This is a genomic window from Streptomyces bicolor, from assembly GCF_000719285.1.
Lineage (GTDB): Bacteria > Actinomycetota > Actinomycetes > Streptomycetales > Streptomycetaceae > Streptomyces > Streptomyces bicolor.
Genome location: NZ_JOFS01000016.1, coordinates 21,214 through 34,279, shown reverse-complemented (window position 1 = coordinate 34,279; position 13,066 = coordinate 21,214). Strand labels below are relative to the sequence as shown.

The following is a 13,066-nucleotide window of genomic DNA, read 5'->3' as shown; positions in this document are numbered from 1 at the left end:
ACGCCCGCGAGCCGCCCCCCGCTATCCCACACGCCATGTCTCCGTAACCATTGGTTCAGACGGGCTTGTGACCCTTAGCCAATGACCGCCGCCGTGCCAGCGCCTTCGCCGCCCCCGGAGGGGAACGCGAGGAACGGGGACGCCCGACACCTCCCCGCGCCGCTCCCACCCGCGCTTTCCGACGCGCCCATAAACCTCGACGCGCGGAACAATGGGCATATGAGCCAGTCCACAAACGCCCAGGCCAAGGTCCAGCACGCGCAGCCCTCCGTGGGCTCCATCGCGGCTCACCGCCCGCACACGGTCTCCGCGGTCGTCTCCGACCTGGAACCGGACATCGACGCCGACCTCGACGCTTACGAGGAGTCACTCGTCGACGGCGTCCAGCTGCCCCAGGGCCGGTTCCTGGACCGGGAGCGCAGCTGGCTCGCGTTCAACGAGCGCGTCCTCGAACTCGCCGAGGACCCGAACACCCCGCTCCTGGAGCGGGCCAACTTCCTGGCGATCTTCGCCAGCAACCTGGACGAGTTCTTCATGGTCCGGGTGGCCGGACTGAAGCGCCGTATCGCGACCGGTGTCGCCACCCGCTCCGCGTCCGGCCTGCAGCCCCGCGAGGTCCTGGAGATGATCTGGGCCCGCTCCCGCGAGCTGATGGCCCGGCACGCCGCCTGCTACCACGAGGACGTCGCCCCCGCGCTCGCGGAGGAGGGCATCCACCTGGTCCGCTGGAACGAGCTGACGGAGAAGGAGCAGGCCCGCCTCTTCACCCTGTTCCGGCACCAGATCTTCCCGGTCCTGACCCCGCTGGCGGTCGACCCCGCGCACCCGTTCCCGTACATCTCCGGCCTGTCCCTGAACCTGGCCGTGCGGGTGCGCAACCCCGTCACCGGCACCCCGCACTTCGCCCGCGTCAAGGTGCCGCCGCTGCTCTCCCGCTTCCTGGAGGCCTCCCCCGGCCGGTTCGTCCCGCTCGAGGACGTCATCGCCGCGCACCTGGAGGAGCTGTTCCCGGGCATGGAGGTGCTGGAGCACCACGCCTTCCGGGTCACCCGCAACGAGGACCTGGAGGTCGAGGAGGACGACGCCGAGAACCTGCTCCAGGCCCTGGAGAAGGAGCTCATGCGGCGCCGCTTCGGGCCGCCGGTGCGCCTGGAGGTCGAGGAGAACATCAACCAGGAGGTCCTGGACCTGCTGGTGCGCGAGCTGAAGATCAGCGAGGCCGAGGTCTACCCGCTGACCGGCCCCCTGGACCTCACCGGCCTGTTCCGCATCGCCTCCATCGACCGGCCCGAGCTGAAGTACCAGAAGTTCGTCGCGGGCACCCATCGCGATCTCGCCGAGGTCGAGTCGGCGTCCGCGCCGGACATCTTCGCCGCGCTGCGCAAGCGGGACGTGCTGCTGCACCACCCGTACGACTCCTTCTCCACCTCCGTGCAGGCCTTCCTGGAGCAGGCGGCCGACGACCCGGACGTCCTCGCGATCAAGCAGACCCTGTACCGCACCTCCGGCGACTCCCCCATAGTCAACGCGCTCATCGACGCCGCCGAGGCCGGCAAGCAGGTCCTCGTCCTGGTCGAGATCAAGGCCCGCTTCGACGAGCACGCAAACATCAAGTGGGCGCGCAAGCTGGAGGAGGCCGGCTGCCATGTGGTCTACGGCCTCGTCGGCCTGAAGACCCACTGCAAGCTGTCGCTGGTGGTCCGCCAGGAGGGCGAGACGCTACGGCGCTACAGCCATGTCGGCACCGGCAACTACCACCCGAAGACGGCCCGCCTCTACGAGGACCTGGGTCTGCTGACGGCCGACCCGCAGGTCGGCGCCGACCTGTCCGACCTGTTCAACCGGCTCTCCGGCTACTCGCGCCGGGAGACGTACCGGCGGCTGCTGGTCGCCCCCAAGTCCCTGCGTGACGGCCTGGTATCGCGGATCAACAAGGAGGTCCAGCACCACCGTGCCGGGCGTCCCGCCTACGTCCGCATCAAGGTCAACTCCATAGTCGACGAGGCGGTCATCGACGCCTGCTACCGCGCGTCCCAGGCGGGCGTGCCGGTCGACATCTGGGTCCGCGGCATCTGCGCGGTCCGCCCGGGTGTGGCGGGGCTGTCGGAGAACGTCCGCGTCCGCTCGGTACTCGGCCGCTTCCTCGAACACTCCCGGGTCTTCGCCTTCGGCAACGGCGGCGAACCCGAGGTATGGATAGGCAGCGCCGACATGATGCACCGCAACCTCGACCGACGTATCGAAGCCCTGGTCAGGGTCACCGACCCGGCCCACCGCGCCGCGCTCAACCGGCTCCTGGAGACCGGTATGTCCGACACCACCGTGTCCTGGCACCTCGGACCGGAAGGCGAGTGGACCCGGCATGCGACGGACGCGGACGGCCAGCCCCTGCGCAACGTCCAGGAGATGCTCATAGACGCCCGGAGGCGCCGGCGTGGCACAGCAACACCTTGACCCGACGGATCCCACGGCCGGGGCTGTGACCGGGGACGCCCTCGCGGGCTACCTGCGCGCCCAGGCCACGGAGTTCCTCCGAGCCCTGCGCCTGCACCGGGAGACCGGTGGGGGCGCGGCCAACGGCTCCCAGGAGTCCGTCGACGCGGCCCGGGCGCTACGCCGCTCGGCCCGCCGTATCAGCGCCAGCCTGCACACGTTCCGCCCCTTGCTGGACACCGACTGGTCGGAGGCCATCCGCCCGGAACTGGCCTGGCTCTCGGGCACGCTCGCCATGGAACACGCATGCGCGGCCCGCCTGGACCGCCTGTTGCTGGCCCTGCACCGCTTGTCGGGGGCAACGGTGCTGCCCGCCCAGATGGGCACGGCGGAGGTGCCCGGGCCGGGTTCGGCGGGCGGCTCGGCGGAACTCGCCGACTCGGCTGGAGGCAGTCGTGCCGCCGGGGCGGCGCCCGTCCCGCAGCGAGCGGCACCGTCCCACTCGGGCCCGCCCACCCCGACGCCCACTCCGGAACGCGGCAACCTCACCGTGGGCGCGGCCAAAGCAGGCGCCCTGCTCGAGCGCCAGCTCACCCTCGCCCGGACCCGAGCGCACAGCACCGCCCTCCAGGCCCTCGGCTCCTCCCGCTTTCACGCCGTCGCCGACAACATCGCCGTACTGGCCAGCGAGGTCCCCCTCACCCCCGCCGCACCCACCGCCACCCTGCGCCCCCTCGCCGCCGCGGCCGAGGAGCGCCTCACGGACGCGGTCGCGGCACTGCCCCTGGTGACCGCCGGCCACCCCTACAACGCCGAGGCCCTGATCCACGGCCTGTCCCCGGACCCGGCCCCGCACCCGCAGGACGCCCCCTGGCACCAGGTCCGCCTCCTGCTGCGCCTGCACCGCTACGCCCGCGAGGTCCTGTACGGCGACAGCGCCCCGGTGGACGTACGGCTGCTGGCGGCGGGTCAGGCACTCAACCGGCACCGCGACGCCTCCGAGGCGGCGGCCGCCGCGGCCCAGGCGGCCCGCACCCCGCGGATCGCCCCGGCGACGGCGTACGCCCTCGGCGTGCTGCACGCCGACCAGCGGCACGAGGTGGAGGCGGCGCGTTTCGCGTTCCAGCAGTCCTGGCAGATGCAGACGGTGGGCACCGCGTAGGCGACCTGAGCAGGGCAGGCACCCCGAGCCCCTGAAGACGGCAGGCACCCCCGGGCCCCCGAAGGAGGCACACCCCCGGTGACTCACGCGAAGGACCTCACCGTCCACGCGGCCGGCTGCGTCCTGTGGCGCCGTTCGCCGGTAGACGGTGAGCTGGAGATATGCCTGGTCCACCGACCGAAGTACGACGACTGGTCCCACCCGAAGGGCAAACTCAAGCGCGACGAGGACCCCCTCGACGGGGCCCTGCGCGAGGTGGCCGAGGAGACCGGCCACACCGCCCGGCCCGGCGCCGAGCTGCCGACGCTGCGGTACATGGCGAACGACCGCCCCAAGGAGGTGCGCTACTGGGCTGCCGAGGCGGGCCCCGGCACGTTCACCCCCACCACCGAGGTGGACCGCCTGTTGTGGCTCTCCCCGACGGCCGCCCGGCTCCGGCTGACCCAACCCCGGGACCGCACCCTGGTCGACGCCCTCCTCAGCTCCCTGCACAGGACGTAGCCGACACGGCACCCTCGACCGCACGGACCGCCCGGACCGCACGAGCCACAAAAGGCCGCACGCGTGTCCGAAAAAGGCCCCTCCAGTTCCCCGGCAGGAAGCGCGCCACTACTCAGAGTGCCCAGGCCGGAACGGTTGCCGTCGGTATCCCGCCGTGTCCCCAACGTGAGCGTTCCGTTACCTCACCGCACCGTCCCCAGGGGTTCACCCCCCGTTCATTTACGCCCATCGGCGGCTTCACCTGTTCTGCCTAATTTCGGCCCTGCACGATGACGGACTGCGGCCCCGGGGGGACGTGTCCGCATCCCTCATTCTTCGCACGCCGCCGATTCAGGACGGCGGCTCCTGGAAGGAACTCCCTCAAGTGAAGCTTCAGCGCAAGAACCGGCGGGCACTCGCTCTCGGCGCTCTCGCCGTCTCCGGCGCCCTGGCCCTCACGGCGTGCGGCTCCGACGACACCGGCACCAACGGCGGCGGGGACACCACCTCCAGCACCGGCGCCAGCAACATCAAGTGCGACGACGCCTCGGGCCAGCTGCTCGCCGACGGCTCCTCCGCGCAGAAGAACGCCATCGACGCCTGGGTCAAGCAGTTCACGGCCGCGTGCAAGAACGTCCAGATCAACTACAAGGGCGGCGGCTCCGGCGCCGGCGTCACCGCGTTCACGCAGGGCCAGGTCGCCTTCGCCGGCTCCGACTCCGCGCTGGACGAGGAAGAGATCACCGCCTCCAAGCAGGTCTGCAAGGGCGGCCAGGGCATCGACCTCCCGATGGTCGGCGGCCCGATCGCCGTCGGTTACAACGTCCCGGGCGTCGACAACCTCACCCTGGACGCGAAGACCATCGCCCAGATCTTCAACGACAAGATCAAGAACTGGAACGACCCGGCGATCGCGAAGCTGAACCCCGACGCGAAGCTTCCCGACCTCAAGATCCAGGCGTTCCACCGCTCGGACGAGTCCGGCACCACGGACAACTTCACCAAGTACCTGATCGCCACCGCCAAGGCCGACTGGCCGTACGAGGGCGGCAAGGCCTGGCAGGCCAAGGGCGGCCAGTCCGCCTCGGGCTCCACCGGTGTCGCCCAGCAGGTCAAGCAGACCTCCGGCGCCATCAGCTACATGGAGCTGTCGTACGCCAAGGACGCCATCAAGTCGGCCCAGATCGACACCGGCGCCTCCGCCCCGGTCCAGGCCACCACGGAGAACGCCTCCAAGATGGTCGCCGCCGCCAAGCGCGTCGGCACCGGCAAGGACATGGCGCTCGAGCTCGACTACGCCACCAAGGCCGAGGGCGCCTACCCGATCACCCTGGTGACGTACGAGATCGTCTGCGACAAGGGCAACAAGGCCGAGACCCTGGCCGCGACCAAGGCGTTCCTGCGCTACATCGCCTCCGAGGACGGCCAGAAGGTCCTCGCCGAGAACGACTACGCCCCGATGCCCGAGGAGATCATCTCCGAGGTTCGTACCACCATCGAGGGCCTGAGCTGACCTGAGTGCGGTCCGGTCCGGGCGTCGAGAACCCGGACCGGACCGCACCGTCCGGTGCACCGCCGCCCGGAGCCGTGTGTCCCATACGGCTCCTCCGAGCCGCCGTAGACCCGCGTGTGGCTCCGCAGACCGGAGAACCCGATGGACATATCGACACAGAACACACAAGCACCCCCAACTCCACAGCCCTCCCCGGCCGAGCAGAAGCGCGCGGCCCGTGGCGCCACCCGACCCGGTGACCGGATCTTCCTCGGTCTGTCCCGGGGTTCCGGCATTTTCCTGCTGGTGATCATGGCCGCCATCGCGGTCTTCCTCACCTACCGCGCGACCCTCGCCATCAGCAAGGACGAGGGCAACTTCCTCACGACCTTCGAGTGGAACACCGGCACCGTCCCGCCGGTCTTCGGTATCGCCGTCCTGGCCTACGGCACGATCGTGTCCTCGATCATCGCCATGGTCATCGCGGTCCCGATCGCCGTCGCCATCGCGCTTTTCCTCACGCACTACGCCCCGCGCAAGCTCGGCGGCCCGATCGCGTACGTGATCGACCTGCTCGCCGCCGTGCCGTCCATCGTGTACGGCCTGTGGGGCGCGCTGATCCTCGTACCGCACATGGACGGCCTCTTCCACTGGCTGAACGACTACTTCGGCTGGACCGGGATCTTCTCCTGGGAGGAAGGTCCGGCCCGCTCGATGCTGACGGTCGGCATCCTGCTCGCGATCATGATCCTGCCGATCATCACCAACGTGAGCCGTGAGGTCTTCCGCCAGGTCCCGCAGATGCACGAGGAGGCGGCCCTGGCGCTCGGCGCCACCCGCTGGGAGGTCATCCGCATGGCGGTCCTCCCCTTCGGCCGCTCCGGCGTGATCTCCGCCTCGATGCTCGGCCTCGGCCGCGCCCTCGGCGAGACCATGGCCGTGGCCACCGTGCTCTCCCCCGACTTCGACATCCACGCCAGCCTGCTCAACCCGGGCGGCGGAACCTTCGCCCAGAACATCGCCAGCAAGTTCGGTGAGGCGTCCGAGTTCGGCCGTGACGCGCTGATCGCCTCCGGTCTGGTCCTGTTCGTCATCACCCTGCTGGTCAACGGCGCGGCCCGCGCGATCATCGCCCGCCGCAAGGAGTACTCGGGGGCCAACGCATGAGCCACGCCACCATCGCCGACAAGCGCCCCAGCACCCTGCGCGGCGCCCGTCTGCCCAAGTGGTCCCCATACGCCATCGCCCTCGGCTCCATCGCCGTCGCGATCGGCATCGGCCTGGGCGCCGGCCTCGACAGCCGGATCCAGATCGGCCTGATCGCCGGTCTCCTCTTCCTCCTCGGCACGTACGTCATCGCCGCCCGCGTCGAGGGTTCCCGCCAGGCCAAGGACCGCATCGCGACCTCGCTGGTCTGGGTCGCCTTCCTGCTCGCCGTCGTCCCGCTGGCCTCCCTGGTCTGGTCGACCGTGGTGCGCGGCATCAAGGTCCTCGACGTCTACTTCCTGACCCACTCCATGGGTGTGGTCGCCGACTCCGAGCCGGGCGGCGGTATCTACCACGCCATCCTCGGCACCCTGGAGCAGGTCGGCCTCGCCACCCTGATCGCCGCGCCCGTCGGTGTGCTCACCGCGATCTACCTGGTGGAGTACGGCCGCGGGAAGCTCGCCCAGGCCATCACCTTCTTCGTCGACGTCATGACCGGCATCCCGTCGATCGTCGCGGGTCTGTTCATCCTCAGCATCATGCTGATGCTGGACATGCAGCCCTTCGGCTTCGCCGGCTCGATGGCCCTGGCGATCCTGATGATGCCGGTGGTCGTGCGCTCCACCGAGGAGATGCTCAAGCTCGTCCCGAACGAGCTGCGCGAGGCCTCCCTGGCGCTCGGCGTCCCGAAGTGGCGCACGATCCTGAAGGTGGTCGTGCCGACCTCCATCGGCGGCATCACGACCGGCATCATGCTGGCGGTCGCCCGTATCACCGGTGAGACCGCTCCGGTTCTGCTGCTGGTGTTCGGCAACTCGTTCATCAACGCCAACCCCTTCGAGGGCGCGCAGTCCTCGCTGCCGCTGTACATCTACCAGCAGTACGCGAACAGCGCGGGCTCGGAGGCGGCGTTCGACCGAGCCTGGGCGGCGTCGCTCACGCTGATCGCCTTCGTGATGATCCTGAACCTGGTGGCCCGCGGCATCGCCCGCTGGAAGGCCCCGAAGACCGGTCGCTGACGCGGCCATACAGCGACCGAAGATCTGGAAGTGAAGTAGTCATGGCCAAGCGAATCGACGTAAGCGGACTGACCGCCTACTACGGCTCCCACAAGGCGATAGAAGACATCTCGATGACGGTCGAGCCGCGCTCGGTGACGGCCTTCATCGGCCCCTCCGGCTGCGGCAAGTCGACGTTCCTGCGCACGCTGAACCGCATGCACGAGGTGACGTCGGGCGGCCGCGTGGAGGGCAAGGTCCTCCTGGACGACGAAGACCTGTACGGCGCCGGCATCGACCCGGTGTCGGTCCGCCGCGAGGTCGGCATGGTGTTCCAGCGCCCGAACCCGTTCCCCACGATGTCGATCTTCGACAACGTGGCGGCGGGCCTGCGCCTGAACGGCAGCTACAAGAAGAGCGAGCTGCAGGACGTCGTCGAGAAGTCCCTCAAGGGCGCCAACCTCTGGAACGAGGTCAAGGACCGCCTGAACAAGCCCGGCTCGGGCCTCTCCGGTGGTCAGCAGCAGCGTCTGTGCATCGCCCGCGCGATCGCGGTCGAGCCCAACGTCCTCCTCATGGACGAGCCCTGCTCGGCCCTGGACCCGATCTCGACCCTGGCGATCGAGGACCTGATCGGTGAGCTGAAGGAGCGCTTCACGATCGTCATCGTGACGCACAACATGCAGCAGGCCGCCCGTGTCTCCGACCGCACCGCCTTCTTCAACCTGGCGGCCGTCGGCCAGCCCGGCAAGCTGATCGAGATCGACGACACGGAGCGCATCTTCTCCAACCCGTCGGTCCAGGCCACGGAGGACTACATCTCCGGCCGCTTCGGCTGAGCCGACGCCCGGCGATATGAACCCCTCGCGGTGCTGCATGGCGGTGCCACCGCGAGGCAGATAAAGGGCCCGCCCCCTGGCTCCCGGGGGGCGGGCCCCTCTGTGTGCCCAGCCTGCGGGCAGTCGTGCCTCCCCCAGTGCCTAAAGGGCCTGGGAGGTACCCCCATGGGCGGCACGGGTGGGCGCTGGGGGTACCCCCAGCTCGAAGAGCTTGGGGGAGGCACCCCGTCGCGCCGGGCTGCGCAACCCCCCGACCTCAGCCCCGCACCGGGCTGCCGCCTACAGGAACGCCAGGTGGACGACCCCGAACGCCCCCGCCGCCACCAACGCAGCCGCCGGCATCGTGATGAACCACCCGAGGACGATGTTCTTGGCCACACCCCAACGCACGGCGTTCACCCGCTTCGTCGCGCCGACGCCCATGATCGCGGAGGTGATGACATGCGTCGTGGAGATCGGCGCCTTGAACAGAAACGCCGTGGTGAACATGATCGACGCCCCGGTCGTCTCCGCGGCGAACCCCTGCGGCGGATCCAGCTCGATGATCTTCCGCCCCAGCGTCCGCATGATCCGCCAGCCACCGGCGTACGTCCCCAGCGACAGCATCACGGCGCACACGATCTTCACCCAGACCGGGATGGGATCGCCGTAGTCCTCGACATCGGCGATGACCAGCGCCATCACCACGATGCCCATGGTCTTCTGCGCGTCCTGCAGACCATGCCCGAGCGCCATCCCGGCGGCCGACACGGTCTGCGCGATCCGGAACCCCCGCTTGGCCTTGTGCGGATTGGCGCGCCGGAAGATCCACATGATCGCCGTCATCACCAGATACCCCGCGCACAGCCCGACGAGCGGCGACACGAACATCGGGATGACGATCTTCTCCAGGACCCCGTCCCAGTACACCGTCGTCCCGCCGGCCAGCGCCGCTCCCACCATGCCGCCGAACAGGGCGTGGGAGGACGAGGACGGCAGGCCGTAGTACCACGTGATCAGGTTCCACGTGATCGCACCCACCAGCGCCGCGAAGAGGATGCCCATCCCCTTCGAGCCCTCGGGTGTCTGGATCAGACCCTCACTGACGGTCTTGGCGACGCCGGACCCCAGAAAGGCACCGCCGAGATTCATCACCGCGGCCATCAGCAGCGCGGCCCGCGGTGTCAGCGCCCGCGTCGACACGGACGTGGCGATCGCGTTCGCCGAATCGTGGAAGCCGTTGGTGTACGTGAAGAAGAGCGCGACCAGGATGGTCACGACCAGCGCGAAGGTGTCCATGGCGTGGGCTCAGGACTCCTTGACGGCGATGGTCTCCACCGTGTTCGCCACATGCTCGAAGGCGTCCGCCGCTTCCTCCAGCACATCCACGATCTGCTTGAGCTTCAGCACCTCGATCGCGTCGTACTTGCCGTTGAAGAGGTGGGCCAGGAGCTTGCGATGTATCTGGTCGGCCTGGTTCTCGAGCCGGTTGACCTCGATCCAGTACTCGGTGAGGTTGTCCATCGTGCGCAGGTTCGGCATCGCCTCGGCCGTGAGCTCCGCGGCCCGCGCCAGCACCTCGATCTGCTGCTCGACGCCCTTGGGCAGTTCCTCGACGTTGTAGAGGACGACCAGGTCGACGGCCTCCTCCATGAAGTCCATGATGTCGTCGAGGGACGATGCGAGGGAGTAGATGTCCTCGCGGTCGAACGGCGTGATGAACGAGGAGTTCAGCTGGTGGAAGATCGCGTGTGTGGCGTCGTCACCTGCGTGTTCCGCGGCCCGCATACGCTCTGCGATCTCGGCCCGGCCGGCGTTGTCCGCCCCGAGCAGTTCCATCAGGAGTTTCGAGCCCGTGACGATGTTGTCCGCGGATGCGGCGAACATGTCGTAGAAGCTCGTCTCCCGGGGGGTCAGACGAAAGCGCACGTGAGGGTCCTCAAGAAGCGTCGGTTCGGTCAGGCTGATGCTAGGCGCATCATCCGGCCACGGCTAATGGGCCGTCCTCCAGTGTCGCCCATCAGGCACAGTGGTCGGCACGGGGGCTGCCCAGTGGTCCAGTCCAGCGGCCGTTCCGCGGCGTCGGCCACAGGCCCTATACCCAGCAAAGTTCGGTACGATATACCCAGTAGGGGTATATGAAGCGGTTTACGTCTGGAGGACGCGATGACGACCACCGAGGCCGGCGCGACGGCGCCCTCCGAGGACACCGGAACCGTGGTGACCGACCACGACCGCGGCATCCACGGCTACCACAAACAGAAGGACGAACACCTCAAGCGCCTGCGCCGCATCGAGGGCCAGATCCGCGGTCTGCAGCGCATGGTCGACGAGGACGTCTACTGCATCGACATACTCACCCAGGTGTCCGCGTCCACGAAGGCCCTGCAGTCCTTCGCCCTCCAGCTGCTGGAGGAACACCTCCGCCACTGCGTCGCCGACGCCGCCCTCAAGGGCGGTGCGGAGATCGACGCGAAGGTGGAGGAGGCGACGAAGGCGATCGGCAGGCTGCTGCGGACCTGAGTTCCGCGACCGGCGAGGGCGGACTCACCCGCCCTCGGCACCCCGCCCCTCCCCAGCCCGCTCCTCCGCGACGCGCAGCACCTCGTCGATGCTCTCCAGGCTGAGCCGGTCCTCACGGGCGGCCGAGGCCGCGATGATCAGCTCTCCGCACAGCTCGATCTCGGCGAGGGCGACGTGGTCCTGAACTGCCGTACCGCCGACCGGAGCCACGTGCATCACCTCTTCTCTGCCGTTACCGACTTCCTAGAGTAGGGAGCGGCCTACAGACCGCGCATGGCACGGACGGGCTAGTTCTTGACGCCCGTCACGTAGGCATGCGCCGACCCTCACTCCTCGGCGATCTTGCCCGCGTAGATGTCCTCACGGTCCGGAAGGCGTACGTCGACGGGGGCCCCGAAGTCGTAGAGCAGGGTCGTGGAGGCCACGGCGACGGCATCGCTCTGCTGCCCGTTGACGAAGCTGAACCGATGCCGGACCTTCCGGATCCGGCCGGCGTCGTCGAGATACACATCGAACGGCACCTCGTCCGTGGCGAACCCTTTCGCCGCCGCCGTCAGGGATTCCTTGTTGCCGTCGGACGCCTCCCGCGCCGCGACACCGAGATCAGCGGTCCCCCGGTAGTGCCGCACGGGCGTACCCCCGACCTGCTCGTCCCCCACATAGGTCGCGGTCCGGGCCCCCCGCAGCACTTCAGCGGCGGCGAACGGATCGGTGGCGCCACCGGTGACCAGGTTCCCGTCCGAGAGCGAGCGCGTGTCGACGCGCACCCACTTGTCGGCGGGCACCCCGGCACCGCGGTTCTTCATGAACAGCGCCCCGGGAGCGAGGAGCTCCCTGATCGGCCGGTGGGCGGTCGCACCCGCGGGATCCTGGGGCAGCAGCACCTTCAACTCCCCCAACTGCTTGTGGAAGTCGTACACGCCCTCGCCGCGGATGGTGACGCGGGTGCCGCCGGTGGCCATCTCCATGGACGTACGGGCCTTGGAACTCCCGGCCCCGACGAGCGCGTCGGCGGCACGCCGCACGACCTCCACGGCGTCCCGCCCGCGCGAATCCTCCGCAGCCGCCCCGCGCTCCGCGCACCCGCTGCCCGCCAGACAGAGACACAGGACCCCGGCCGCAACGCCCGCCCCATGCCTCCGCCTGTGCTGCTGCCGCTCCGTCATCGCCTGCCTACCCCCAGCCGGTACGTCCGTCACGGGCCCCTCGTCGTTCCGGTTAACGACGGGTAGGTGCCCCCGTCACGCCGCCCGGAGGCGTTGCGCTTACTTGCCTTGGGTAACGTTGTCGGCGTGGCGCCTCAGGACGGAACGAAGTCCCCCAGAAAACACCGCAACCCCGAGGAGCACCGCACGACGACGGTGGAGAAGGGCCCTTTCTGCACGGCCCGCTGCACCTGCGGCTGGCACGGCCCGGCAAGACGCGCACGCAGCCTGGCGCGGGCGGACGCGGAGGCGCATACGGGGTAGGGAGACGGGTGCGGGTTGGGCGCAGGCGCGATATCGAGATCAGTGCCAGTTGCTGATCTTGACGTCCTGCGGCGCGGGCTCGCCCTTGCCGGTTTCGACCAGCTTCTTGAGACTCATCAGGAAGGTCGCCCACTTCGTGCTGCAGTGGTACATGAACTCCACCGGCTCCTTCCAGCCCTCGTGCCGGAACAGCACGACCGTGAAATCGCCCTCCCGCTTGAGCTCGAAGCGAATCCGCGTACCGATCCACTCCTCGGGACCGTCGACGACCTCCCAGCACACACGCTCGGCGGGCCGGGCCTCCAGCACCTTCATGTCGAACCCGCCCGCGTCGAAGCGGAACCGGATCACTCCTCCGACGTCCGGATCGCCGTCCGTGTCCTGCGTCCACCAGCTGGACAGCCCTTCGATCGTGGTCAGGGCCGCGTAGACGTCACCGGGAGCCGCTGTGGCTCCGATCCTGTGCAGGATGTCCACCATCTCGG

General features: G+C 69.1%; 13 protein-coding genes. 8 read left to right on the top strand and 5 right to left on the bottom strand.

Features of this window, described 5'->3' with window-relative positions; translation table 11 throughout:
* The first annotated feature begins 81 nt into the window (after positions 1-81).
* The 7 genes from IF78_RS0121445 (at position 82) to pstB (ending at position 8,610) form a co-directional block, all read left to right on the top strand.
* Entirely contained in the window at positions 82-2,454 is a 2,373-nt protein-coding gene (locus IF78_RS0121445; RefSeq protein ID WP_199921373.1) for an RNA degradosome polyphosphate kinase, read from the top strand.
* Positions 2,435-3,595: a CHAD domain-containing protein gene (locus tag IF78_RS0121440; RefSeq protein WP_031479194.1), complete on the top strand. Its 1,161-nt coding sequence runs from the start codon at positions 2,435-2,437 to the stop codon at positions 3,593-3,595. The genes IF78_RS0121445 and IF78_RS0121440 overlap by 20 nt, the downstream gene beginning before the upstream one ends.
* A 78-nt stretch (positions 3,596-3,673) precedes the next feature.
* Positions 3,674-4,096, top strand: a complete 423-nt coding sequence (locus tag IF78_RS0121435; RefSeq protein ID WP_031479196.1) for an NUDIX hydrolase — start codon at positions 3,674-3,676, stop codon at positions 4,094-4,096.
* Positions 4,097-4,460: 364 nt separating this feature from the next.
* Positions 4,461-5,588 (top strand): phosphate ABC transporter substrate-binding protein PstS, encoded by a 1,128-nt coding sequence (gene pstS, locus IF78_RS0121430; protein ID WP_031479198.1) that lies wholly within the window; start codon positions 4,461-4,463, stop codon positions 5,586-5,588.
* 141 nt (positions 5,589-5,729) lie between these two features.
* Positions 5,730-6,734: a phosphate ABC transporter permease subunit PstC gene (gene pstC, locus IF78_RS0121425; RefSeq protein WP_031479200.1), complete on the top strand. Its 1,005-nt coding sequence runs from the start codon at positions 5,730-5,732 to the stop codon at positions 6,732-6,734.
* On the top strand, positions 6,731-7,792 hold the full coding sequence (gene pstA / locus IF78_RS0121420; RefSeq protein WP_031479202.1) for a phosphate ABC transporter permease PstA: 1,062 nt from the start codon (positions 6,731-6,733) through the stop codon (positions 7,790-7,792). The genes pstC and pstA overlap by 4 nt, the downstream gene beginning before the upstream one ends.
* A 41-nt stretch (positions 7,793-7,833) precedes the next feature.
* Positions 7,834-8,610, top strand: a complete 777-nt coding sequence (gene pstB / locus IF78_RS0121415) for a phosphate ABC transporter ATP-binding protein PstB (protein ID WP_031479204.1) — start codon at positions 7,834-7,836, stop codon at positions 8,608-8,610.
* Positions 8,611-8,889: 279 nt separating this feature from the next.
* On the opposite strand, the gene IF78_RS0121410 is transcribed toward pstB, so the two are convergent.
* Both IF78_RS0121410 and IF78_RS0121405 read right to left on the bottom strand, forming a co-directional pair.
* Positions 8,890-9,888 (bottom strand): inorganic phosphate transporter, encoded by a 999-nt coding sequence (locus IF78_RS0121410; protein WP_031479206.1) that lies wholly within the window; start codon positions 9,886-9,888, stop codon positions 8,890-8,892.
* Between the two features lie 9 nt (positions 9,889-9,897).
* On the bottom strand, positions 9,898-10,518 hold the full coding sequence (locus tag IF78_RS0121405; RefSeq protein WP_031479208.1) for a DUF47 domain-containing protein: 621 nt from the start codon (positions 10,516-10,518) through the stop codon (positions 9,898-9,900).
* Between the two features lie 237 nt (positions 10,519-10,755).
* On the opposite strand from IF78_RS0121405, the gene IF78_RS0121400 reads away from it, so the two are divergent.
* The gene (locus IF78_RS0121400; protein WP_031479210.1) at positions 10,756-11,112 is read left to right on the top strand and encodes a metal-sensitive transcriptional regulator; all 357 of its coding nucleotides are present in this window, start codon (positions 10,756-10,758) and stop codon (positions 11,110-11,112) included.
* A gap of 24 nt (positions 11,113-11,136) precedes the next feature.
* On the opposite strand, the gene IF78_RS0121395 is transcribed toward IF78_RS0121400, so the two are convergent.
* The 3 genes from IF78_RS0121395 to IF78_RS0121385 all read right to left on the bottom strand — a co-directional run bounded on the left by IF78_RS0121395 (position 11,137) and on the right by IF78_RS0121385 (position 13,061).
* Positions 11,137-11,328 carry a hypothetical protein gene (locus tag IF78_RS0121395; protein ID WP_031479212.1) on the bottom strand — a complete coding sequence of 64 codons (192 nt, stop codon included), beginning with the start codon at positions 11,326-11,328 and terminating at the stop codon, positions 11,137-11,139.
* A 110-nt stretch (positions 11,329-11,438) separates the two neighbouring features.
* Complete coding sequence (locus IF78_RS0121390) at positions 11,439-12,278, bottom strand: SCO4651 family lipoprotein (RefSeq protein ID WP_031479214.1); 840 nt, start codon at positions 12,276-12,278, stop codon at positions 11,439-11,441.
* A gap of 342 nt (positions 12,279-12,620) precedes the next feature.
* A complete protein-coding gene (locus IF78_RS0121385; RefSeq protein WP_031479216.1) occupies positions 12,621-13,061 on the bottom strand; it encodes an SRPBCC family protein in 441 nt (146 codons plus the stop codon).
* Positions 13,062-13,066 lie beyond the last annotated feature (5 nt).